The sequence below is a fragment of the Heyndrickxia sp. FSL W8-0423 genome (assembly GCF_038009395.1).
Classification (GTDB): Bacteria; Bacillota; Bacilli; order Bacillales; family Bacillaceae_C; genus Heyndrickxia; species Heyndrickxia sporothermodurans.
The window spans coordinates 2,732,102-2,756,549 of the sequence record NZ_JBBPBE010000001.1; the positions used below are offsets into that span (position 1 = coordinate 2,732,102).

Below are 24,448 nucleotides of genomic sequence, written 5' to 3' on the forward strand. Positions count from 1 at the left end.
ACGGTTGATATAAATACTTATTAGCACTAAGATATTATGGTGCAGTAAGTATTTTTTTTATGAGACTATCGATAATAATGTTATTCACTAAGATCGTAATTTTTTAGAAAGTTAAGAGGTGATATAAATGCAATGTCGATCTGCAGAGGAATTGCAATTATTGGTTAATGAAGCAAAAAAATCTTCAAATAAAGGGAAAGTTGCAGATTACATCCCAGCATTACAAAAAGCTAACAAAGATACTTTATCAATATCTTTGTTTTATCCGAACGGGAGTTGTTTTTCAGCAGGAGATATTAAAGAAAATTTAACTCTTCAGAGTATTTCCAAAGTTATAACCCTCGCTATCGCACTAAATGATAGAGGGGAAGAGTATGTTTTTAATCGTGTTGGCCAAGAGCCTACAGGTGATCCGTTTAATTCGATAGCAAAATTAGAAACGAATAAGCCATCAAAACCATTAAATCCAATGATTAATGCTGGTGCATTAGCTGTGACACATATGATTGAAGGGAGTAGTGTGGATGAGCGGTTTGAGAGGATATTAAAGCTCATTCAAAAGCTTTCTGGGAATGAATCGATTAGTTATAATAAAGAGGTAGCAGATTCTGAATTCAAAACGGCAGACTTAAATCGATCATTATGTTATTTTTTAAAAGAACATGGAGTTATTGATGAAGATGTTGAACAGTTAATTGATTTATATACAAGACAGTGTGCGATTGAATTGAATTGCCTGGATTTGTCACGCATTGGTTGTGTTTTGGCAATGGATGGAAAAGATCCATATACTGAAGAACAGTTAATTCCTAGCTCAGTTGCAAGGATTTGTAAAACATTTATGGTTACATGTGGAATGTATAATGCTTCTGGTGAATTTGCAATCGAGGTAGGCATACCAGCAAAAAGCGGGGTATCCGGTGGTATATTAGGGGCGGTACCTGGAAGGTTTGGTATTGGAATTTACGGTCCAGCACTTGATGAAAAGGGAAATAGTATTGCAGGTATGAAGCTTTTAAAGTTAATGTCTGAAAAATATTCGTTAAGCATGTTTTAAAACGTAGGAGAGATGTGTGTGATTATTCATGGCCATAAAGTAAAAGGAAACGTTATAGATTTTGAAACCCGCTGCACACATTATCATAAGGAAATTGATCGAATTGCAATAAAGTTCTATTGTTGTAATATATATTATCCTTGTTTCGAATGTCACAAAGAACATGGGTGTGACAATCCAAAAGTATGGCCGAAAGAGTTATTTAATCATAAGGCGATCCTTTGCGGGGGATGCGGGAACGAATTAACTATAAATGAATATTACGCTTGTAACTCATCTTGTCCGGTATGTTTTGCAGCATTTAATCCAGGATGTTCGTTACATAAGGAATTTTATTTTGAAGTATAGATTTTATGAAATCGGATCATTAAGTTATCGGAAATTAAGCAACCACAACAAATAATCATTGTTGTAGTTGCTTAACACATATTTAAATCCCATTATGCAATTTATGTTTTCGTTTTATCGATTTGATTGGCTTCTTTTCTAAAAAATTTAATAATCTGCGGATATTCTTGAATTTCACTTTTTCCTTTTTCACTTATCCCATAAATGCCTTTTTGTATTCGTTCAAACCATCCATAATAATTATTAAAAAGTATAGACTGTGTTTTTTCCCCGGTTCCCATTTGCCGTAATGCCTTTGGTGAGAGTGCGCCAAATTGTTCCAAAAGATAGGCAATCTGAATACTTGTTTCTTTATACGCCGTCATGATCTTCGTTTGGTTACTACCACCTATATTATGATCTCCGTGTCGCCCTTCAATTTCTGAAAGAAGTTTTTTTCTTTTTTTCTTATTTTGCTGCATACTCTTTTTCCGATCAAAAGGGGCAGGAGAGATAACAATATCCATTTTTGTCGTTGATTGTAGAAATGACACGATGATTAAGCCTAATTCTAGTCTTTTTATGAGATGGCATATATCTTTCCATTTCTTTGAATAGAAGCTGTAACTCGGTTTTGGAATAGCAATATAAACTTGATCAGTAAGCTTCTGTCTTTTTGTCGCCTGGATAAGTAAATCGACGTTTAATCTTACCTTTAATTCTATAATAATAAGTTCGTCACCTTTAACAGCTGTAATATCACAATCATTTACTTCACTTTTCACTTCATATCCTTGATTTGTAAAATGTTTATGTATCGGCTTATATAAATCAACTTCATAAATTTTTTCTTTTTTCTTTTGCATTTTTACACCAACCTTAAAAAAACACGCATCAATCGATCTATCAACTACTATAATCATCATAACATATGTATTCATTTAGGACCTTTAAGAATAAATATATGTTCCGATAATAATATTATGTAAACAAATATTTTTATAGAAAAGATAAAATTCTTAGGGGAATTTCGCAAGAATTGTAGAATTAAATAAGTATAACTTAATTATTATTGTGGAGGGTTTTTCTTGAAACTTTCATTTGATCATTTAGTGCATATAGTTAATCGACCTGAGGAAGCGATTGAAGATTTCGCAACAATCGGGTTGAAAGCAATGCTTGGTGGAAGACACGAGGATTGGGGAACGTATAATGCACTCTGTTATTTTGGTTTATCCTATATTGAATTTTTAGGGGTATTTGATAGGGAAAAAGCAGAAAAAGTAATTGAAAATGATTTAGTTGTTCAAACGACTGCTTTATTACCAGAAAAGGAGAGATTTGCAAGAATTGCTCTTCGAACGAATAATATGAGAGAACTTATCCATTCTTTCCATAAAAAAGGGATTGAAACGGTTGGCCCAATTAAAGCGGAAAGAAAAAGGGCAGACGGGACACTCATTCAATGGGAAATGTTATTTATCCGAGATGAGTATTCAATTCCATTTCCATTTATTATACAGTGGCAGGAAAATGACGAAATAAGGAAGAAATCGATTGAAGCAAACAATAATGCCCTCCCTTTAAAAGAGTTAATATTTGCAGTTAATAATCATGTAGAAGTCGCTACAAAATGGAGTGAGTTATTTCATTTAACGAAACAAGATACATATAAGGATAAAAAATTGAAAGCAAACTGTACTCAATTACAACTTGAAGGATGCAATATCGTATTTGCCTCACCATACGCACAAGGAGAAATTGCACGGGTCATTGAGACAAAAGGAGAGGGGCCATGTTTATTAAGAATTTCAAATAGTAATATTGTTTTAGAAAAAGAAATGTTTGGCGGGCACTATCAATTTGTGTAATTCTTTAATCATGGTTATTAAAAGAAGATCATTGAAAACCTATGTTTTTTGGTGATCTTCTTCAAATAACAATTATTCAGCAATTTTTTGACGTTTTTCTTGAGCTTGATAAATTTGATAAAGAATAAATGCTAGAATTGAAATTACTGCTCCAGAAATATATGGAAGACCTGCATATACTGAAAACAACCATCCTCCTAATGGAGGTCCAATTATTCTTCCGAATGAATCAAAGGAAGATAGTAAACCGGTTGCGCTCCCGTGACCAGCACTAGATTTTTTTGTAAGTAATGCGGATATGCAAGGCCGTATTACGCCATTACCTAGTCCAAAAATCGTTAGAAAAATGGCTGCTGTAACAAAATTGTTTACAAGCATGATTAATCCAAAGCCAATGGCAGATACAATGATCCCAGCTTTAATAACAATGCCTTCACCATATTTTTTCGTTAATCTACCGACTAAACCACCTTGAACAACCGCGCTACCTAAGCCCATAATCATGAAGATATAGCCTAAATCAATCGTATCTAATCCCGCCATTTTGGCTGCGAAATAAGCAAAGCTTGCTTCTAAACCAGATAAAGAAAGCGAGATAAACCATTGCAAAATAAAAATAATGGACAGCGATCCTTTAAATGGTTCCCACATAGAGACTTTTCTTTCAGCATGATATCCTCTTTTTTCTTTCGGTAGCGATTCTTTTAAAACAAGTAGAACAAGCAGTAAGGTAAGAAGGGAGGAAAACCCTGCTATAAAAAAAGGTGTTTGTAAGCTGGATTTCGAAAATAATCCTCCAATTGCGGGACCAAAGATAAATCCTAATCCTGTTGCCGCTCCGATGATTCCCATTCCTTTTCCACGATCTTCTTCAGATGTGATATCAGCAACATAGGCCATCGTTGTTGGCATATTTGCAGATGATAATAACCCACCAATAATTCTTGCGACAAATAACATCCAGAGCTGACTAGATAATGCCATGAGGAAAAAAGAAACGGCTAATCCGAATATTCCGATCATCATAACAGGTTTCCGGCCGATTCGATCTGAAATCCTGCCCCATATCGGCGCGGAGATTAATTGCATTAATGAATAAACTCCCATTAAAAGCCCTAATTCAGTTGGATTTGCCCCAATTTTTTCTGCATAAAACGGGATAACTGGGATAATAATGCCGAATCCAACCATAACTAGAAACATTATTAAAAATAATATAGGTAAAACTTTTTTTGATTCCATTATATCAATCCTTTTTGATTCTCAAATTTTCAATTGTTTCTTCGTTATTTTCTATATTCAAATAGTATAACAATTATCCATTTGATTTTAAAATAATCAAAAGGTGAATATGTAGCAACACACTATAAAAATTAATTACTGTATTTCTCTCGTAAGTTCTTTATTTCTCTTATTAAGTCCTTACCAATTATCGGTTCAAGTTTGTCATATAAAGGGTCTAAAGCTATCATCCATTGTTTTTTTTCTTCGTTAGTTAATTCATGAATTTGTATCGAAGATTTTTTCTGTATAAGTTTAAGCTGTTCCTCATTCATTTTTTTAGCATGTTTTTCATTCCATTCAGTCGTCTCTATCATTGCTTCAGTTAAAATTTTTTTCGTTTGATCGGTTTGCGCATTCCAAAACGATTGATTCATTAATACAACATAACCTAAATATCCGTGATTACTAATTGTCAAATACTTTTGTAAGTTATAAAATTTCTTTGAGTAGATATTTGTTAAAGTGTTTTCTTCACCGTCGATTTTTCCGGATTGTAATGATTGAAATGTAATATCAAACGGTTGCTGAATGGCTTTAGCATGTAACTGTTCAAATTGTGATTTTAAAATATTGCTTTGCATAATCCGAAATGTTTGCCCCTTAATGTCTTTAGGAATTCGGATTGGACCTTTATTAGATGTAAATTGTTTAAAGCCATTTATCCAGTAGGCCAGTCCTTTAAGATGTTCTTTTTCTAATGATTGCAAAAGAGTATTTCCGATACTCCCATTTAATCCTGCTTGAATGGCTTCATAATTTGGAAATGCAAAAGGCAAATCAAGTACTCCCCATCTACTTGAAAGTGTGCCTAGTTTTGAAGTTGATGGGGCGATTATTTGTATTTTATTTTCTTTTAATGCGTTAATTTCTTCTATATCAGAATAGAGCATCCCATTTGGAAATATTTCTACTCTTATTTTTCCATCTGATTTTTTATAAACAAGTTCAGCAAATTTTTTTGCTGCTAGCCCTTTAGGAGTATTTTCAGCGACGACATGACTGAATTTTAGGACAATCTGATCCTTTAGTCCTTCTTGTTCATAATCATAAGCAAGCTTTTTAGGATGAAGAAAGATTTTCATTCCAACTAGGATACAGGAAATGAAAAGCACCAAACTAGCCAATATAATGATCCATTTTTTCATATTAACCTCCGTAATTAAACCGATTGCATGTCTAAATACAATTTTACTACAAAAATGCAACCGAATTCATAATAGATGATAGAGGGGAGGTAGAATCATTGAAAATGAAGCAACTACCCATCCGTTGGAAAATAACAATTTTATCGTATGCAATCGTCGTTTTTTCTCTGCTTGTAGGGGGGATGTTCTTAATCGTTAATATTCAAAATACAAGAGAAAAAGAAATAAAAATGAATGCCATGAATACAGCAAGGACTGTAGCTGAGTTAACAGAAGTAAAAAAAGAAATAAAGAATAGGGATGGATGGAAACAAATCAATCCGTTAGTGGAAGAAATTCGTCTAATTAACGAGTTAGATTATATTGTTGTAATGAATATGGATCATGTTCGCTTCTCCCATCCGGTAAAAAGTCTATTAGGAACACTGTCAAAGACGAGCGATGAAGAGGCTGCATTTGCTGAGCATAATTATTTCTCCAAAGCAAAAGGGGAGATTGGAACATTTATTCGCGCCTTTTTTCCGATAAAAGATAAAGACTACAATCAAATTGGCGTGGTTGTCGTCGGTAAACGACTTCCTACAATTATTGAAATTATTGCTGATTTAAAAAAAGAAGTGGTTATAATTATTTCCCTAACATTGTCTGTAGGTCTTATTGGATCTTTTTTTCTAGCGCGAAATTTAAAGAAACAGATGTTTCAATTGGAGCCGTATGAAATTGCTCATATTTTAAAAGAAAGAACAGCAACTTTTCATTCCATGCATGAAGGAATTATAGCGATAGATTATAATGAAATCATAACTATTTTTAATGATAAGGCGAAGTCAATATTTTCAGTTGTTGGAGATGTAGTAGGAAAACCAATTAGGAGTGTAATAGCTGATACTCGCTTACCGGAAATTGTCGAACAGAAAAAGGCAGTATATAATGAAACGATTAATGTGAGTGGGAAAACGATTTTAAGTAGTCGAATTCCTGTAGTAATTGAAGATCAAGTTGTCGGTGCCGTTGCCATTTGCCAAGATCGAACCGAAGTGGTTAAATTGGCTGAAGAGCTAACGGGAGTAAGGAATTTTGTTGATGCATTAAGAGTTCAAAATCATGAACATATGAATAAATTACATACTATTGCAGGTTTAATTCAACTTGGAAAAGCAGAGCAAGCTCTAGATTTAGCATTTGAAACTTCAGCAAAACAAGAAAATTTAGAACAATTTTTAACGGATTCAATAAAAAATCACGCCATTGCAGGCTTATTGTTGAGTAAAATTAGAAGGGGAAAAGAGATTGGAATAGAGGTTTTCATTGATCCAAATAGCTTTTTAGCAGTTTTTCCCTATCAAATTGATCAGCATGATTTTGTTATTTTACTAGGTAACTTGATAGAAAATGCTTTTGGAGCTTTTCCGGATACATCCCAATCTCAAAAAAAAGTAGAAATAAGTATCGAACAAACGGATGACATTTGTGCAATTTTAATTGAAGACAACGGGTGTGGAATTGATGAAAATGATCTGCCTCATATTTTTGAAAAAGGTTTTACAAAAAACAAAAAAAATGGAACAGGTTATGGTTTGTATTTAACTAAACAAATTGTTGATAAAGGAAATGGAACGATTGATGTAACTTCGACAGTAGGCAGAGGGACGAGCTTTGTAATTACTTTTCCAATTGGAACAGGTGGTGAATAAGATGGAAAGCAAGATGATTCATGTACTATTAATAGACGACGATCCGATGGTCCGCGAAGTGAATAAAGGCTTCATAGAAAGCGTTAATGGATACAAAGTAATCGGAGAGGCTAGTAATGGTGAAGAAGGAATTCAATTAGCTAAAGAGAGAGACGTTGATTTAGTTATTCTTGACATTTATATGCCAAAAATTGATGGAATAAACACATTACAGCAAATTCGAGCGCAACAATTAAATATTGATGTCATTGTTGTTTCTGCGGCTAAAGATAATGAAACGATAAATATTATGCTGCAAAATGGTGCTGTAGATTATATTATCAAGCCGTTTAAGTTCGATAGAATAAAGAAATCCCTAGAAAACTATCAATATTATAAACGAACATTGAAGAAGAATAGGACACTTTCACAAGACGAGCTGGATGCAATGATGAATATGCAACAAACAATGAAGCGAGATATCCACTTACCAAAAGGTTTGAATATGTTTACATTACAGCAAATTATGACTTATATGAAAGAAGCAAATGAAGCGAAATCAGCAGGAGAAGTAGCTAACTCCGTAGGTATTGCTAGAGTAACCGCAAGACGCTATTTAGATTACTTAGAAAAAACAGGAATTATCCATTTGGATGTACAATATGGGAATGTAGGTAGACCGGTTAACCGTTATACGATGTAATAGGCATTATAAGACCAAAAAGACCAAAATGTACTATATGACCATATACTTCCCCATTTAATAAGAAAGCGTTATCATCAATTTGCGAGAAAATTCAATTTTTAGAGGGGATGCTTTCAATGGGGAAAAGGATTTTAAAGAATTTAACTTTTCAAGTATTAACTGCGATCTTTATTGGTGTAATTGTTGGTTTAGTTTGGCCGGATGTTGGAAAACAAATGAAGCCGCTTGGTGATACATTTATTAATGCAGTTAAAATGCTTATTGCTCCTATTATCTTTTTAACAATTGTTTTAGGAATTGCGAAAATGGGCGATATGAAAAAGGTAGGTAAAGTTGGGGGAAAAGCGATAATTTATTTCGAAATTGTCACTACCCTTGCGCTAATTATTGGTTTGATTGTAGTCAATATTCTCCATCCAGGTTCGGGACTTGATCCTGATAAACTTCCAAAAGGTGATATTTCCCAATATACAGGAGAAGGAGAAAAACTAAACTGGGTTGATTTCCTAACACATATTGTTCCACATAGTATGGTAAGCGCCTTTGCTGAAGGAGATATATTACAAGTTTTATTCTTTTCAATTTTGTTTGGTGTTGGTTTAGCAGCTTTAGGTGAAAAAGGAAAAAGTATTATTGAGTTCTTTGATAAAATTTCACAAGTATTCTTTAAAATTATTGGCTATATTATGAGAGCAGCTCCGATTGGGGCATTTGGCGCAATTGCTTATACAATTGGAACTTTCGGTTTGCAATCATTAGTTCCTTTATCAAAATTAATGATTTCGGTCTACACGACAATGTTCTTATTTATATTTATCGTCTTAAATCTTATTTGTAAAGCATATGGTTTTAGCTTATTTAAATATTTACGATTTATAAAAGATGAAATATTAATTGTTTTAGGGACCAGTTCTTCAGAATCTGTATTACCGAGAATGATGGATAAAATGGAGAGATTCGGATGTTCAAAATCTGTAGTTGGTTTAGTTATTCCAACAGGGTATTCTTTTAACCTAGATGGTACATCTATTTATTTAGTAATGGCAACGGTATTTCTCTCACAAGTATTTGGAATCGATTTAACAATCGGCCATCAAATTACGATTATACTAATTTTGATGCTTACCTCAAAAGGTGCGGCGGGTGTAACGGGAAGCGGTTTTATCGTATTAGCTTCAACTCTTTCAGCTTTACACATCATCCCAATCGAAGGTTTAGCATTACTTCTTGGAGTTGATCGTTTTATGAGTGAAGGTCGATCGATCGTAAACTTGATAGGAAATGGAATTGCAACAATTGTCGTAGCGAAAAGTGAAAAGGAATTTGATGAAGCAAAATGTGCAGAGGCTATAGCGGAAATGAAGCATAGTAAACAAATAACTACTGCAGTATAAAGGGATAGGTCTAATCAACCTGACAGAATCAGTTGTCGGTGATTAGACTTTTTTACCTTAAACCGATGTATCATGCTCTTTTCTGCATATCGATATACAGCTGTCGATATGCTCGATGCTCTTGTTCCATTCCAATTTCATTATATATTTTTGAAAGCCATTTTACCGGTTTTGGGTCGATGGATTTTAACTCCATTTCCCAACTGAAACAATCGATGGCTTGATCAAATTGTTGAAATTCGTAATATAATTCTCCTAATAATAATTGTTGATCTGGGTCATTTGCTAGTTTTTGAATATGCTGGAGTTTTTCGAGAATCGGATGTGCATGCATGACATTTTTTAATGGGATGAGCCTTTTTACGACAGAATCAATATCATATTCCTTTAGTTGTAAGACGATGAATTTATGGAGCAGCTTAGTAGCTTTTTCAGGATTTATGTTAAAAAGGGGTACTAAGAATGAAAGAACTTTTTCTGTTGGAAATTGTTCCGGTTCTAATTCCACATTTTCTAATAAATGTTCAAATTCCTGCGTTTGTTTCGGATTGAGGGTAAGCTTATGTGTGAATAGTAAGTTTATCATTTTTTCTGCATTTTGGTGGTGTAAATAGTTTTCGAGGAGATCATCATACATTTCTGAAACATCATCTGTATGCTCAGATAAATGTTCTAATACATCCATGATTTCTTCGTCTGTAAAATGATTGTTCAACAACGGTTTTAGTGATAAATAATTGTTAGGGCTAATGTGATGAATATACAAAGCGATTTCATCCATCCATCTTGATTGATTTTGGAGTAATTGTATAAGTTGATTATAGGATTTATCTGTGTACAATGCCTTTTCCATATATATAGGATCCTTTGTCATTAATTCATCCGATAATTGATCATATAATTTCCCATATTTGATGAAATTTAAATCACTTGACAATCCTTTTACCCAACTGTGGTTTGGTGTGAAGTCCATTAATATACGGAGGATTCGATAGCTTGAGAACATTTGTCCGTTTCGGCGGTAATCATAAAAGATCGATTGGATGAGAGAGAAAATGGTTTTTTTTGAAATAAAGGATTCAAAAAAGGTTGCAATTTGTGCGACTTCTTGGGGACTATAAGAGCTTTCGGCTTTCTTAATTAACTGATTAAATGTTCTTTTTTTATATGGATGGTCTGAGGAAAGCAGGGAATGGATGAGCGGATGTGTAGACGGAAGAATGATTCCTTTTGTAAAAGCTTTTTCAATATGTGTACGTCGTTTTAACTTAGTTGGTTTAACATATGTGAGAAAGTGTTCTTTGTAAAAGAAGAGATAATAAATGTTATGTAGATCATCAGTAGCTTCAATAATTTTGCTTTGTAAATAAATGACCATTTGTTCTACATGAAGTTTAATGGTTTTACTATGATTTGAAATCAATAATGGTTGTTGGTTCATTTTTGATCCTCCTAGGATTTATTATCAATTTATTATAACATACTGTAGAACAGAAAAAGAAAGGGAATCACTATTCCCTTTCCACAAGTAGGTTTTATATAAATAGCTTAGTATGCATTCGATAAGCTTTCCCGAGTCGATAATAGTGATCGACAATTTCTTGATTTAAATTTTTAAATTCCGCGGGAACGGGTGGAAGTTGATCGGCTTGATCTTGTTTCCAAACAGTTTGCCCCGGCTCAACAAAACGTCCCTCACTTATTTTTACATGGTTGGCAATCGTGGCCCCATGCATAATAACTGAGTTTTTACCAATCGTTGCTCCATAAATAGAAACGCCTTCACCAATAAATGTATTTCGACCAATATAAAGAGGACCATGTGGTTGGGCATGATGTAATATACTTACTTCTTCACCAATATAAACACCATATTTTTTCCCATTTACTTCAATATGTTGTGAAGGGTGACAATGTATTACGGCAAAATCTTGGATATTCGTTTTTTTTCCAATGAAATAAGGTGAAGAAGAATCCGCTCTGATTAAATTATTCCAACCGATCATGACATCATCTTCAACATGAACATCACCAATGACATAAGAGTTTGGCCCCATGACTGCTTTTAAACTTATTTTTGGGTATTCAGCTTGAGGTACCTCTTTAATTGGTGGATTAAAATAAATAATTTGCAGTCGAGGATAAATACCGGGTTTTTTATATTCAAGTGGTTGACAATTATGTTCAGTGTTGCAATGACAATTATCACCGCATTGACAATTTGGATTCAGACAATTTGGGTTTGAACAATTTCTTTTAAAATATGGATATCCATTGTAGTTTCCATACATGACATATCCCTCCAGTTGTATATACTTTTCTAATATGTATTCATTGTCCTTATTAAATATGTAAAACATGGAGGGAAAGGTGAAAAGGCAAAACCACAGGCAGCATCGTCAAATAATTAAAAAGTTTAATCTGTATTTTTCTTTAACTTTCTTATATTTGCACTTATAATAGGAAGTTGACAGAAGAAGTACTAATGACCTAAATAGGAGAGCGAATAATATGACAATTACACAAAGCAAAATGCGTACTGAAAAAGATTTTTTAGGAACAAAAGAAGTTCCCGCTGAAGCTTATTATGGGATCCAAACACTTCGCGCTGTGGAAAATTTTCAAATCACAGGTAATCGCATACATGAGGAATTAATAAAGGGTATGGCTATGGTAAAAAAGGCGGCTGCACTTGCGAATATGGATATTAAACGTCTTTATTCCGGAATTGGAGAAGCGATCGTCAAAGCAGCAGATGAATTAATTGAAGGCAAGTGGCATGATCAAATTATCGTTGACCCGATTCAAGGTGGAGCGGGAACATCAATAAATATGAATGTGAATGAGGTTCTTGCAAACCGTGCTCTCGAATTAATGGGCGAAGAAAAAGGGGATTATTTCCGTTGCAGTCCGAATACACATGTCAATATGTCACAATCTACAAATGATGCATTTCCTTCGGCGATTCATATTGCGGTATTAAATCTATTGGAAACTTTACTAGTTTCAATGGAAGAAATGAAAGCGGTTTTTCAAGAAAAGGCCGAGGAATTTAATCCTATCATTAAAATGGGGCGTACCCACCTTCAGGATGCTGTGCCAATTCGACTTGGCCAGGAATTTGAAGCGTACAGTCGCGTAATCGGACGTGACATTAAACGGATTAAACAATCACGTCAGCATTTATATGAATTGAACATGGGGGCAACAGCAGTTGGAACCGGCTTAAATGCTGATCCTCGATATATCGAATTGGTCGTAAAGCATCTAGCTCAGATTAGTGGTCTGCCATTAATAGGTGCCGAACATCTTGTAGATGCAACTCAAAATACAGATGCATACACAGAAGTATCAGCAGCATTGAAAGTTTGTATGATGAATATGTCGAAAATCGCCAACGACTTACGCCTAATGGCCTCAGGTCCTAGAGCCGGCTTGGGTGAAATCATGCTGCCTGCAAGACAACCGGGCTCTTCTATCATGCCTGGTAAAGTAAACCCGGTGATGGCAGAAGTCATTAATCAGGTAGCATTCCAGGTCATTGGGAATGATCATACAATTTGCCTTGCATCTGAAGCGGGCCAGCTCGAGTTGAATGTGATGGAACCCGTTCTCGTATATAATTTACTTCAATCTATCAGTATTATGAATAATGCTTTCCGTACTTTTACAGTCAATTGCTTAAAAGGAATTAAAGCCAATGAAAAGAGATTGAAAGACTATGTAGAGAAGAGTGCCGGACTAATTACCGCAGTTAATCCTCATATTGGGTATGAAGTAGCGGCACGAATTGCACGAGAGGCAATCGTAAACGGAGAACCGATCCGGGAACTATGTTTAAAATATGATGTGTTAACAGAAGAAGAGTTAAATTTAATACTAGATCCGTATGAAATGACACATCCCGGCATTGCTGGTGCTGAATTGCTGGAAAGAGATTAATAATATAATTGCTTAAATAACCTATGAATCACTAATAAAAAATAACTCCAACACAAAAGGCAATGTACATTTACATTGCCTTTGTTTTACAAAAATTGTTTTTTCTAGAAACTACATTTCTTTATTCCGCCTTTTCCTTGTAGGAATTATAATAGGGACAAGTATTCCAATCAGTAGGACAGGAATGATTAACGAAATCTCCAAAGGTGGAGTAATGAGCAGTCCAGATTTATGAATCCCATATAAAGAAATAAAATAGAAAAAGCTACCTAGCAAGCCTGCAATCCAAGAATATTTTTTTATCAATAGATAAAATATAGGAATAAATAATAGAGTAATTGGAACATATGATGTTGGATAACCAACGGCAAAGAAGATTAATTTTCCTATAAATCTTAAACTAATATATAACGCAGTAGCTGCTAATGGGATTGAATAACTTCGAAAAATCCGAATGATTAAAACAGTAAATAATGAAACAGTTAATACGGAATAGCAAGGATATAACCAAGGTGGAATCCCGCCAAAGATTTGTGATGCCGGATCAGATAAAATGGCTAAAATCTCTTTAGAGGCAATCGATTTACCATGGATATATTGATCATATGAGATAGAACCATTTTCTTGCTGCATATTTGGGAACACAAGACATTCTAATAAAAACATGGCAAACCAAGTGTGCATCGATTTCCATATAGGCACTTGACCTTTAGTATAAACCGAATATCCGCGCCATACAGCAATAATCATTATTCCAGTGGCAATATAATAGACAAAATGGGTTGGACTCCACGTTGTCAGATCAATTCCATATGCGATATGATAACTAAAATCTAAAGGAATTCCAATTAAAAACAGAACATAACCAATCGTCGTTAAATTTCTTGAAAAACGATCCATATAGTTTAAACGACGCCATTCATTAAATAGAAGATACGCCCCCAATGCAAAGCCGGCAAAATTAACTAAATGAGGAATGGAGTATTTTTCGAATAAATAGCGAAAATGATAGGACGCGTCCCAAGCTGAACCAATAAATTTAAGTAAAAATGCTAAAACCCAAAGTCGGTAAAATTTCAAATTCATCAACATCTCCCTTCGTTAACCAAGTAAATCAAAGAAACTTCCGAATAAAAGTATAAGAAAATAATTAATAAGTAAGATGATCCCAAAAGTAATTCCAATTTTTTTTGCATTTTTTAATGTAAATAATTTGTACATAAAAATAAATCCAGTAATAACCATCAGAAAATTGCAGAAAAATACCAACCATAATTGGAAATCGTTTTCTACATGGGCATCTTCAGTAGCATGTAATAAATACAATGGGAGTAAAGTGATATCAGGTCCCTCCTTGTAAGAAGTTATATATTAGTAATATATAGAAAATAAAAGGAAGTTTCAATACACAGGGTAAAAAACAAAAATCCCCACAAACCAGTTGTGGGGATCAATCTCCAATTTATGCGTACAACGTTTACGAGTATACATGGTATTTTAAGTTGAGTCAATATAAAAATCTTTTCTAAACAAAGAAAAAACTTTTGTTACCTTATTTCTCTAATTCCTTTATTTTTAATACCCAATCCCTCAAACTTTGGAAGTCATCTTTATCGAAACCAAAGTGTTTTTTTATGAGTTGTATTGATTCTCTCTCAAAATCATGAAAAACTCCATCTGAGAAAATGAGTCTAAGGATTTCAACTAAGACGATATTTTTCGTTCGATCGTTTTCAAATACTTTAAGTATATCTTCTATGTCAGATCCTTTAATCGAATATTTATCAATTCCCATTTCTGTTTTGAATTTATTTAGAATTGAATTTTCGAATATAGATTGATTTTTATCAATTTTTGCTATGAGATAAGCGAGTTCAAGAAACGCTTCTTTCTCTTCTTGATTCAGTTCTCTTAGGAACACAAATAAAATCTCCTTTATTTCCCGGTTTTTAAATAAGTTGTAGTTTAATTATAACGTAAAAGGCTGGAGTATCTAAATTAATTCATGAATTTTACTTGACATTTGCAATTTTCCCTTCTATAAACTACATCAAAGTCTTACCTATTGCTATCAATCATTCTGTTGTATACTATCGGTAGGAGGGGACAGGATGGTCAAGGGGAAAATTTTAAAATACTACAGAGAACAAAAAGGATACACACAGGAACAGCTTTCAAAAGGGATCTGTCCTGTCAGTCATTTAAGTAAAATTGAGCGGGGCATTACGGAATATTCGGAAGAAATTACAGCAATTCTTTCTAAACAATTAAATATAAATATTCAAGATGAAGTAAGAAAATTCAAAAATTTTGAAGTAACATTACAAGAATGGCAAAACGCTATCGTTATGTTAGATACCGATGAAATGCAAGTAAAAAAAGCGGCACTTGACGCTAATCCATTAAAGAATATTCCCGATTTTCAAGTACGTTACTCACTTCTATTAGCTCGTCATTATCTTGTATTTTATGAAATTGAAAAATGTCATAAACTAATGGAGAATGTCAAGAAACTTGATATCAACCTCTCACCTTATGAGAGCAACCTATATAATCATGTTCAAGGCATCTATTACTTTAGTATCGGAAGCTACAAGAAATCTATTGAAATTTTAAAGAAAATTGATTCCAACTACTCGAGCCAAGAATATTACTACCACCTTGCTATTTCATATCATGCGGTTCATAATAACACTTTAGCTCAATATTATGCTCAAAAAGCTTTACATTATTTTCAAGAAACATTAAATTTCACACGTATACTTGATACAGAGACGTTAATTATTCTTCTAATAAACGCCAAATCGCAATTTAGCTTAAAAGAAACCCGCCAATTTTATTATAAATTAATTCAATCTGCTAAAAAAATACAATCTGTAGATAGATTAATGAAGCTCTATTATAATTTTGGACAAGAGCTGTTTAGAAGAAAACGTTTTGAAGAAGCAAAAGAGTATATTGATAAAGGATTTTCGTTAATAAAAGAAGACGATTTTTACTATCTAACCATGTTAGATTTATACATAGACATCTGTTATAAAGGCAATTTAAAATCGAAAGAAAGCCTATTGACCGATGCAAAAAAAGGACTTCACCATGCAATACAACGAAAAGATCATAGATATCTCTATTTTAACCTACATATATTTTCATTGAAGGGTATGGAAGATTCTTACTATAAATACGTTGAAAATGAGGTGCTCCCTTATTTTATTCAGTCCGGAAACGAGGATATCATACAGCACTTTGAAGTTAGGCTTTTTCGGTATTATATAAAAACAGGGCAGAACGAAAAGGCATGGGCTATCGCCAAAAAGAAAATGCTGGTTGAGAATAGTCTTTATGAATTAGATTAGTGTCGAGTACAAGAGGTTGGTTTACTATAAAATGGGTATTAATTTTAAGGAAGGAAGTGCAACTATGGATTTTGCAACAGTTATGCAGGAGCTTGAAGCCCTCGGTAAGGATCGAATGAAAAAAATGTACATATCGAATGGTGCTCATGAGCCTCTTTTTGGTGTAGCTACAGGCGCTATGAAACCAATGGCAAAGAAAATAAAAATAAATCAACCTTTAGCGGAAGAGCTTTATTCTACAGGTAACTACGATGCAATGTACTTTGCAGGCATTATTGCAGATCCGAAAGCTATGACAGAGTCGGATTTTGATCGTTGGATGGATGGGGCGTATTTTTATATGCTGTCCGATTATGTGGTGGCAGTAACTTTATCAGAGTCCGATATTGCACAAGACGTTGCAGATAAGTGGATTGCAAGCGGTGACGAGCTGAGAATGTCAGCGGGCTGGAGTTGCTACTGCTGGCTTTTAGGAAATCGTAAAGACATTGAATTTTCCGAAAGCAAGATTTCCAATATGCTTGATATTGTGAAAAATACGATCCATGAATCGCCAGAACGAACGAAATCGTCTATGAATAACTTTCTATCCACAGTGGGGATTTCTTATTTGCCACTTCATGAAAAGGCAGTCAAGACCGCTAAGGAAGTAGGTATAGTAGAAGTCAAACGGGAAAATAAAAAAAGCAGTCTTCTAAACGCCTACGAAAATATTCAAAAAGAAATTGATAGAGGAAGACTTGGTTTCAAACGCAAATATGTTAGGTGCTAAAAATTGGCTTAGTTGCGTAGGCGGTTTAATATAATAATGAACAAAAAACTGTTTCATAAAGGGGAAGAGCGTTATTGAAAACGATTTACCTTATCCGTCATTGCCAGGCATTCGGTCAGGAAAGGGATGCTAATTTAACTGAAATAGGTATCAAGCAATCTGTTGAATTGGCGGAATTTTTTACTACTAAAAATATTGATCAAATAATAGCAAGTCCTTTTAAGAGAGCTGTTGATTCCGTAGTTCCACTCGCAAATATGAAGAAACTTAGAATCGTTAAAGATACACGTTTAACTGAGAGGGTACTTAGTACAACTGATCAACCCGAATGGTTTGACATGCTAAGAAGAACGTTTGAAGATGTAGATCTTTGCTTTGATGGCGGGGAATCAAGTAGGACGGCTGCAAAGCGTGCGATCGATGTAATAACAGAGATAGTAGAAGGACCATATGACACGACCTTAGTTGCAACACATGGGAATTTATTATCTTTAATACTAAATTATTTTAATAACAAGTATTCTTTTGAAACATGGCGGGATTTGACGAATCCAGATGTTTATCAATTGGATTTTGATACCAATTCAATTAATATAAAGAGAATTTGGAAATAGGATTAACAAAAAGTGAACGCATGATATTCATGTGTTCACGGATAAAGTTTCTTTAAATGACAGCCAAGTCCGTTCAAGATTCTTTGTAACAGAAATGGGTGTTCCGTAAAATTCAGATAATCTTTTTTCTGTTAATAGATCAACTGTATTACCGGAGGCGAATGGTTCACCATTTTTTAATAATAAAGTTTTTTGAAAGGAAGGAAGAATTTCTTCAACATGATGTGTAACATAGATCAAAGTAGGGCCATCTGGTTGATTCGCTAATGTTTCAATCAACTGTAAAAGCTGTTCCCGAGCAATGATATCCAGTCCTGTACATGGTTCATCTAGTATAAGTAATTTTGGCGCGGCCATTAAAGCTCTTGCAATTAGTATGCGTTGGCGTTCACCTTGGGATAAAGTTTGGTACATTCGGTTTCTTAAATGCTGGCAATCTAGTAATGTGAGTAAATCATGAACTTTTTCATAATCTTGTGGAGATGCTTGTTCATATAAACCAATGCTTGCAAATTTGCCGCTCAATACGATATTTTCGACTATTTCTTCATCAGGTAACTGCTGTTGTAATGAGGAGCTTACCCATCCAATTGATTTCCGTAGCTCGCGTAGATCGGTACGACCGAATTTGTTCCCTAATACATTCACTTCTCCTTTTGTCGGCCAAATATACCCATTAATCATATTAAGTAGAGTTGTTTTTCCAGATCCGTTAAGTCCGAGAATACACCAATGCTCTTTTTCTTTCACATCCCATGATAGATTTTGTAAAATCCAGTTTTCCCCGCGTTTCCAGCATACGTTCTTCATATTAATAATCATTTGCTTCATTCCTTTTAGTGATATATTATTATGATAATTTTATACTATTTAGAAAATAGTGAATACATGATAACATTATTGTCCTAAAAAAAGCAAAAATATTGTTGGTCAATTTTAATTTTTTTCTATTTTATCAATGGTTTAATATGCTAGGCTACTTGAAGGGGGCGTTAATTTGAAAAATTCAAACTTTTATTTTACTAGTAGAATCCTAAGAATTATGAGGAATGCAGAGATAGAGATGCATTTTTCTAAAGATAAAGTGTTACAGCCCGTACATTTACTTATTGCGTGCCTAAATGAAAAAACTGGAGTGCTCGGTGAAATATCTTTGAAAACTAACATAGACAAATCTTTAATGACAAATAGAATAATAGAATTAAGGGAATCACAAAATCAAAATATAACTGGAAGCGATTTTTTTAATACAGCTGTAACGGTTGAAGTGATTGAAGTTTTTCATACTGCAAGGCATTACATGGAAAAATATAATCAAGTTTATTTAAATGAAGGTCATTTACTTAAAGCTTTAATTACTACTGGAGTGATGGATAGTTTTTTAACAGATGAAAATAAGGAAATAATTTTAGCCCTCGGAACAAATTCAAGGGATATGATTACTCACCTCGGCAAATACACATATCCCAATGTAGATTCGCCCTTGATTCGAAGGGCAATTAGTAAGGATGAAAATAATATTGTTAATTTTGTAGATAAGAATTTTTCAAAGGAATGGTCTCAAACCATTAGAGCTGCGTTTTTATTAGATGATCCCTCTATATATATTGCATATGATAATTATAAAGAGATTATTGGCTTTGCTGCTTTTGATATTTATAAGAATAGAAAATGTTATTTCGGTCCTATGGGTGTAACGAAATCTAATAGGGTTAAAGGTATTGGCTATGCACTACTTCATCATTGTTTAAAAGATATGAAGGAAATTGGTTATGAGTATGCAGTTATTGGTGAGGCAGGACCGATTGAATTTTATGAAAAAGCGTGTAATGCAGTTGTAATTCCATCGATGTAAAACCTATTTTATTAATCTATTGTTTGTTGATTATATTTTGAAATGAGGAGAGGTCCAACAGTTTATGAATTGAATAGATTATAGATCTAAGTGTTTTATTGCATTTCTCAAAGGTATGAGGAATGCTTTTTCTTTTAGCAAATGAATATGATAATTTTATAACAATAAGAGTGCAGTAAAAATCAATAATTTTTTATTGTAAAACGATAAATATTATGTTAAATTCAATAAAGACATTAAATAAGTGAGGTGCTTTTATGAAACGAGTGTCAACACTCTTTTTAAAGATATCTGTCGTTCTTATTGGAATTCCAATTCTTGCTTTGTGCATTTTTTTGGTGCCTGAGATAGGGAATCTTGCAGCAAAATTATTACCTAAGTTTGCTTATATAAAATATCTCGTTTTCATCGCGTTTTATGCATCGGTGATTCCTTTTTACTTTGCTTTGTATCAGGCTTTCAAACTTTTACGCTATATTGACAAAAATAATGCTTTCTCGCAAAACTCTGTAAAATCTTTAGAGAAAATCAAATACTGTGCAATCACAATTAGTTGCTTACATATCCTCGTCTTGCCGCTTTTCTATCTGTTTGCGGATAAAGATGACGCACCAGGTGTTGTCATTATTGGTTTGGTAGTTCCTTTTGCTTCTATGGTGATTGCAGTCTTTGCCGCTGTTCTTCAAAAGCTGTTAAAAGAAGCGATTGATATAAAATCAGAAAATGACTTAACGGTTTGAGGTGAAAACAATGGCAATTATAATCAATATTGATGTGATGCTTGCTAAAAGGAAAATGAGTGTAACCGAACTATCGGAGAAGGTTGGAATCACAATGGCTAACCTTTCAATATTAAAAAATGGAAAGGCAAAAGCAATTCGATTATCAACTTTAGAGGGAATTTGTAAGGCTTTAGAATGTCAACCCGGAGATATTTTAGAATACCGAAGTGATGAAGACTCTCAAGTTTAATAAAATGGAGTATTTAACACGTAAGGAGAGTGAAGTTTTCTATGAATCAAATTCGTAAAAGGGAAGCAATTCATGAGTTTAATCATTCAAAAATGGATGCACAAATCGTCAGAGTAATCAAGCAACTTGTTCATTTTGGATGGGAACAGGCATTATCCTGTTTGTTTCCCGTCGTTATTTTTGCCTCTTTGGCTCTTACACAAATCATCCCGCTTCCCTTCCTGCCGCGGTATGACTGGATGCTGATCATTTGCCTTCTAATGCAGTGGTGGATGGTTCGATCTGGACTTGAAACAATGGATGAACTAAAGGTAATCTCATTGTTTCACCTTATTGGACTTGCTCTTGAACTTTTTAAGGTACATATGGGTTCTTGGTCTTACCCGGAGGAAGGATATTTCAAAATTTTTGGAGTGCCTTTGTATAGCGGATTCATGTATGCAAGCGTAGCTAGTTATCTTTGCCAGGCTTGGAGGAGGTTGAAGGTTGAGCTGGTTAAGTGGCCACCATTTTTGGTAGTTGTACCTCTTGCAGCTGCGATTTATTTGAATTTCTTTACTCACCACTATTGGATTGATGTCCGTTTATGGTTATCAGGGCTTGTCATTATCGTTTTTTGGAAGTCATGGGTCATATACGAAGTTAATGGAACACGTTACCGTATGCCACTATCATTTTCTTTTGTGCTCATCGGATTTTTTATATGGGTAGCCGAAAATATCGCAACGTTTTTTGGCGCTTGGGAGTATCCAAACCAAACAGAAGCATGGAGTCTCGTTCATCTAGGTAAGGTAAGTTCATGGCTCTTATTAGTGATTGTTAGCTTTCTTATAGTAGCAACGTTAAAGCAAGTGAAGGGAAAAAGCTCCATTAGTTCGGATGCTAGTCAATCTTTATAACTACTTAGAATTCTCTATTAAAAAGTCGGATCCTTGTTAAAAGTATCCAAAATGATTGGATGCTTTTTTAAAAGTTATGAATCTGTATAATCTAAAAATCTCCGTCTTTCCTCTTTGCTAGGAATCATACAAGTTTCTTTCTTTCCAAACCATCTATATCGATTTTTGGCGATGATATCATACAATATATTCCGCATTGGTGTAGGTACGAAACGAAAAACGGATAAGATTTTCCATAATCCCCGTAAATGGGTACAAATTCTTAAGATTGCACTAGATTTAATAAAATATGAATCGTCTTCTATTAATACAAGACTGTCAACATCCTCAGTAATCTGATATTTCAGTAATAGTGATTTTCCAGTTTCGCTTTGAAGTGATGCAAACTTGAAAAAGGCTTTAGGATCTCTTTTCATAATAAATTGCACACTGCTATTGCAAAAATTACAAACGCCGTCGAATAAAATAATCCCACCCATGTGATCACCCACTATTTTTTAGTCATTCAAGTAAGATAAGGATAACATATTAACTCATGTTTATAAGCAAAAAATATTGGGTAAATAATAATACTCCCATTTTTTAAAAATAGGAGTAATGATACATAAAGGTCTACGATTTTGGAACGTGCTCGAATATTTCCCCGCTTTCGAAAAAGTCAACTAACCGAGTTAGCCATTGATAGTAGCCTGACCATACTTTCATTTCTTTCAGTAGTTCATTAACGCTTGCTTCAACTTCTGGTGATAACTCTTCATGTTCCTTTAATAGGGAGAGTTCTCTGGATAATTTTTTTTCAAATATTTTATTGCGATTGATCGTTTTTCGCCAATTGGAGGTGAAGATAGAAATAAAGGTTTCGTAATAATCGGATTCGACATCATAAATATCTTTACGAACACCTTTTTCGAATACTTTTTCGGCAATATTGATATCAAGCATTTCGCGAACGACTTGGCTCATTCTTGTTTTACTCATGCCAGTTGCAGCAGATAGTTCATCAAGCGTCATCGGTTTCCGGTTCATATAAATAATACCTAGAACACGACCAACCGTAGTGGATACTCCATACGTACGCATATTATCTGCAATCTTCTCTATATATTGTTCTTTAGCTTGATTAATTAATTTCAATGGTTTCTCATCCATAGGTAGTAGGCTCCTTTCAACCACCTAATTTACTAAGTCAATGTATCATATTTTAGTGGAAAAATAAACAAGCAATACAGGGAGTATACTAAAGCATTAATAAGTAATAGTATGAATAATGTCGTTTTTAACAATATACACTCACGAATTTGCGTATAATCTATACAATATATAAAATTTGTAAACTTTTTATTTTATAAAGTGTGCGATACAATTGAAAGGTGAATAAATAAGTAAGTACTTTATGAAAATTGTGGAGGTGTCATCATTTTGCTTAAATTTGATCATGTAACAAAAGTGTATAAAGGTGGAAAGAAAGCAGTCTCAGATTTAAATTTAGAATTTAAACCAGGTGAGTTCATCGTTTTCATCGGTCCAAGTGGTTGCGGGAAAACGACAACGATGAAAATGATTAATCGCCTAATCGAACCGTCAAGTGGCACTATTTATATTAATGGAAAAAACATAATGGAAAAGGACCCAGTACAACTTAGAAGAGAAATTGGGTATGTTATTCAACAAATCGGTTTATTTCCTCACATGACCATACAACAAAACATATCACTCATACCAAAACTATTAAAATGGCCAGATGAGAAACGTCGGGCACGTGCCAAAGAGCTCCTCAAACTTGTTAACATGACAGAGGATTATTTAGATCGCTATCCACATGAGTTAAGCGGTGGACAACAACAACGTATCGGAGTTCTTCGTGCACTTGCAGCAGACCAACCATTAATTCTGATGGATGAACCGTTTGGAGCACTTGACCCTATTACAAGGGATTCCTTACAAGACGAATTCAAAAAGCTACAACAAACGCTCGGTAAGACAATTGTATTTGTAACGCATGATATGGATGAGGCTCTGAAACTAGCAGATCGTATTGTGATTATGAAAGATGGTCAATTGGTCCAAGTTGGTACTCCAGAAGAGATATTACGTGACCCAGCCAATGACTTTGTTGAAGAATTTATCGGTAAAGAACGTTTATTACAAGCAAGACCAAATATACAAACGGTTGAGCAAGTAATGAACTCTAACCCAATAACAATTACGGAAGATAAATCTCTATCAGAAGCGATTCAAATTATGAAAGAGAAACGCGTAGATTCTCTCCTCGTAGTCGATGGAAACCAAGTTTTAAAAGGATATATTGATGTAGAAATAATAGATCAAAATCGCAAGAAAATGGTTCAAGTAGCGGATGTATTAGAAACGGAAGTATTTGCTGTTGAAAAAGAAACATTAGTCCGAGATACGATTCGAAAAATATTAAAAATGGGAATGAAATATGTTCCTGTAGTCGATGGCCACAATCGTTTAGTGGGGATTGTAACTAGAGCTAGTTTAGTAGATATTGTCTACGATTCTATTTGGGGTGATGTACAAGAGGAGATTGAAACGAAAAATGTTGGCTAGGAGGGAGCTA

General features: G+C 34.0%; 26 protein-coding genes. 15 read left to right on the top strand and 11 right to left on the bottom strand.

Features of this window, described 5'->3' with window-relative positions; translation table 11 throughout:
* Positions 1 to 127: 127 nt before the first annotated feature.
* Positions 128 to 1,057 carry a glutaminase A gene (gene glsA / locus MKY81_RS13860; protein WP_325946920.1) on the top strand — a complete coding sequence of 310 codons (930 nt, stop codon included), beginning with the start codon at positions 128 to 130 and terminating at the stop codon, positions 1,055 to 1,057.
* Positions 1,058 to 1,069: 12 nt separating this feature from the next.
* Positions 1,070 to 1,405, top strand: a complete 336-nt coding sequence (locus MKY81_RS13865; RefSeq protein ID WP_325946921.1) for a CHY zinc finger protein — start codon at positions 1,070 to 1,072, stop codon at positions 1,403 to 1,405.
* A gap of 101 nt (positions 1,406 to 1,506) precedes the next feature.
* Here MKY81_RS13865 and MKY81_RS13870 read toward each other — a convergent pair whose 3' ends face one another.
* On the bottom strand, positions 1,507 to 2,325 hold the full coding sequence (locus tag MKY81_RS13870) for a DUF2161 domain-containing phosphodiesterase (protein WP_341118077.1): 819 nt from the start codon (positions 2,323 to 2,325) through the stop codon (positions 1,507 to 1,509).
* Positions 2,326 to 2,472: 147 nt separating this feature from the next.
* Here MKY81_RS13870 and MKY81_RS13875 point away from each other — a divergent pair, with 147 nt between their 5' ends.
* Positions 2,473 to 3,255: a VOC family protein gene (locus MKY81_RS13875; RefSeq protein WP_328019153.1), complete on the top strand. Its 783-nt coding sequence runs from the start codon at positions 2,473 to 2,475 to the stop codon at positions 3,253 to 3,255.
* A 72-nt stretch (positions 3,256 to 3,327) separates the two neighbouring features.
* Here the strand turns inward: MKY81_RS13875 and MKY81_RS13880 are convergent, their stop codons facing one another.
* Both MKY81_RS13880 and MKY81_RS13885 read right to left on the bottom strand, forming a co-directional pair.
* Positions 3,328 to 4,497: an MFS transporter gene (locus MKY81_RS13880; RefSeq protein ID WP_066233461.1), complete on the bottom strand. Its 1,170-nt coding sequence runs from the start codon at positions 4,495 to 4,497 to the stop codon at positions 3,328 to 3,330.
* Between the two features lie 131 nt (positions 4,498 to 4,628).
* Entirely contained in the window at positions 4,629 to 5,684 is a 1,056-nt protein-coding gene (locus MKY81_RS13885; protein ID WP_328019154.1) for a TRAP transporter substrate-binding protein, read from the bottom strand.
* A 98-nt stretch (positions 5,685 to 5,782) separates the two neighbouring features.
* Here MKY81_RS13885 and MKY81_RS13890 point away from each other — a divergent pair, with 98 nt between their 5' ends.
* From MKY81_RS13890 to dctP, 3 genes are all read left to right on the top strand, one after another.
* The gene (locus tag MKY81_RS13890; RefSeq protein ID WP_341118078.1) at positions 5,783 to 7,378 is read left to right on the top strand and encodes a sensor histidine kinase; all 1,596 of its coding nucleotides are present in this window, start codon (positions 5,783 to 5,785) and stop codon (positions 7,376 to 7,378) included.
* 1 nt (position 7,379) lies between these two features.
* Positions 7,380 to 8,060, top strand: coding sequence for a response regulator (locus MKY81_RS13895; protein ID WP_341118079.1), 681 nt, complete (start codon positions 7,380 to 7,382; stop codon positions 8,058 to 8,060).
* Positions 8,061 to 8,179: 119 nt separating this feature from the next.
* The gene (gene dctP, locus MKY81_RS13900) at positions 8,180 to 9,457 is read left to right on the top strand and encodes a C4-dicarboxylate transporter DctP (RefSeq protein WP_327990657.1); all 1,278 of its coding nucleotides are present in this window, start codon (positions 8,180 to 8,182) and stop codon (positions 9,455 to 9,457) included.
* 70 nt (positions 9,458 to 9,527) lie between these two features.
* On the opposite strand, the gene MKY81_RS13905 is transcribed toward dctP, so the two are convergent.
* Complete coding sequence (locus MKY81_RS13905; protein WP_341118080.1) at positions 9,528 to 10,898, bottom strand: hypothetical protein; 1,371 nt, start codon at positions 10,896 to 10,898, stop codon at positions 9,528 to 9,530.
* A gap of 94 nt (positions 10,899 to 10,992) precedes the next feature.
* Positions 10,993 to 11,748: a hypothetical protein gene (locus MKY81_RS13910; protein ID WP_341118081.1), complete on the bottom strand. Its 756-nt coding sequence runs from the start codon at positions 11,746 to 11,748 to the stop codon at positions 10,993 to 10,995.
* A gap of 220 nt (positions 11,749 to 11,968) precedes the next feature.
* On the opposite strand from MKY81_RS13910, the gene aspA reads away from it, so the two are divergent.
* Complete coding sequence (aspA, locus tag MKY81_RS13915; protein ID WP_107958445.1) at positions 11,969 to 13,399, top strand: aspartate ammonia-lyase; 1,431 nt, start codon at positions 11,969 to 11,971, stop codon at positions 13,397 to 13,399.
* A 111-nt stretch (positions 13,400 to 13,510) separates the two neighbouring features.
* Here the strand turns inward: aspA and MKY81_RS13920 are convergent, their stop codons facing one another.
* The 3 genes from MKY81_RS13920 to MKY81_RS13930 form a co-directional block, all read right to left on the bottom strand.
* Positions 13,511 to 14,485, bottom strand: coding sequence for a hypothetical protein (locus MKY81_RS13920; protein WP_107958443.1), 975 nt, complete (start codon positions 14,483 to 14,485; stop codon positions 13,511 to 13,513).
* 15 nt (positions 14,486 to 14,500) lie between these two features.
* Positions 14,501 to 14,725: a hypothetical protein gene (locus MKY81_RS13925; protein WP_107958441.1), complete on the bottom strand. Its 225-nt coding sequence runs from the start codon at positions 14,723 to 14,725 to the stop codon at positions 14,501 to 14,503.
* 226 nt (positions 14,726 to 14,951) lie between these two features.
* Positions 14,952 to 15,320, bottom strand: a complete 369-nt coding sequence (locus MKY81_RS13930) for a hypothetical protein (protein WP_107958439.1) — start codon at positions 15,318 to 15,320, stop codon at positions 14,952 to 14,954.
* Positions 15,321 to 15,510: 190 nt separating this feature from the next.
* On the opposite strand from MKY81_RS13930, the gene MKY81_RS13935 reads away from it, so the two are divergent.
* The 3 genes from MKY81_RS13935 (at position 15,511) to MKY81_RS13945 (ending at position 18,141) form a co-directional block, all read left to right on the top strand.
* A complete protein-coding gene (locus MKY81_RS13935) occupies positions 15,511 to 16,755 on the top strand; it encodes a helix-turn-helix domain-containing protein (RefSeq protein ID WP_108073271.1) in 1,245 nt (414 codons plus the stop codon).
* Between the two features lie 64 nt (positions 16,756 to 16,819).
* Entirely contained in the window at positions 16,820 to 17,527 is a 708-nt protein-coding gene (locus MKY81_RS13940; protein ID WP_066233578.1) for a DNA alkylation repair protein, read from the top strand.
* A gap of 74 nt (positions 17,528 to 17,601) precedes the next feature.
* Positions 17,602 to 18,141, top strand: a complete 540-nt coding sequence (locus tag MKY81_RS13945; protein ID WP_108073077.1) for a histidine phosphatase family protein — start codon at positions 17,602 to 17,604, stop codon at positions 18,139 to 18,141.
* A gap of 27 nt (positions 18,142 to 18,168) precedes the next feature.
* On the opposite strand, the gene MKY81_RS13950 is transcribed toward MKY81_RS13945, so the two are convergent.
* Positions 18,169 to 18,963, bottom strand: coding sequence for an ABC transporter ATP-binding protein (locus MKY81_RS13950; protein ID WP_066233494.1), 795 nt, complete (start codon positions 18,961 to 18,963; stop codon positions 18,169 to 18,171).
* Positions 18,964 to 19,138: 175 nt separating this feature from the next.
* On the opposite strand from MKY81_RS13950, the gene MKY81_RS13955 reads away from it, so the two are divergent.
* The 4 genes from MKY81_RS13955 to MKY81_RS13970 all read left to right on the top strand — a co-directional run bounded on the left by MKY81_RS13955 (position 19,139) and on the right by MKY81_RS13970 (position 21,867).
* Positions 19,139 to 19,996: a GNAT family N-acetyltransferase gene (locus MKY81_RS13955; protein WP_235993061.1), complete on the top strand. Its 858-nt coding sequence runs from the start codon at positions 19,139 to 19,141 to the stop codon at positions 19,994 to 19,996.
* Positions 19,997 to 20,253: 257 nt separating this feature from the next.
* Positions 20,254 to 20,736, top strand: a complete 483-nt coding sequence (locus MKY81_RS13960) for a DUF2975 domain-containing protein (RefSeq protein WP_325949451.1) — start codon at positions 20,254 to 20,256, stop codon at positions 20,734 to 20,736.
* Between the two features lie 10 nt (positions 20,737 to 20,746).
* On the top strand, positions 20,747 to 20,968 hold the full coding sequence (locus MKY81_RS13965; protein ID WP_107958798.1) for a helix-turn-helix domain-containing protein: 222 nt from the start codon (positions 20,747 to 20,749) through the stop codon (positions 20,966 to 20,968).
* Positions 20,969 to 21,060: 92 nt separating this feature from the next.
* A complete protein-coding gene (locus MKY81_RS13970; RefSeq protein WP_107958806.1) occupies positions 21,061 to 21,867 on the top strand; it encodes a DUF817 domain-containing protein in 807 nt (268 codons plus the stop codon).
* A 74-nt stretch (positions 21,868 to 21,941) separates the two neighbouring features.
* Here the strand turns inward: MKY81_RS13970 and MKY81_RS13975 are convergent, their stop codons facing one another.
* Together MKY81_RS13975 and MKY81_RS13980 are read right to left on the bottom strand one after the other, a co-directional pair.
* The gene (locus MKY81_RS13975) at positions 21,942 to 22,346 is read right to left on the bottom strand and encodes a thiol-disulfide oxidoreductase DCC family protein (protein ID WP_107958800.1); all 405 of its coding nucleotides are present in this window, start codon (positions 22,344 to 22,346) and stop codon (positions 21,942 to 21,944) included.
* A gap of 133 nt (positions 22,347 to 22,479) precedes the next feature.
* A complete protein-coding gene (locus tag MKY81_RS13980; protein ID WP_107958802.1) occupies positions 22,480 to 23,016 on the bottom strand; it encodes a GbsR/MarR family transcriptional regulator in 537 nt (178 codons plus the stop codon).
* A gap of 270 nt (positions 23,017 to 23,286) precedes the next feature.
* Between MKY81_RS13980 and MKY81_RS13985 the strand changes: the two genes are divergently transcribed.
* Positions 23,287 to 24,438: a betaine/proline/choline family ABC transporter ATP-binding protein gene (locus MKY81_RS13985; RefSeq protein ID WP_341118083.1), complete on the top strand. Its 1,152-nt coding sequence runs from the start codon at positions 23,287 to 23,289 to the stop codon at positions 24,436 to 24,438.
* Positions 24,439 to 24,448: the final 10 nt, after the last annotated feature.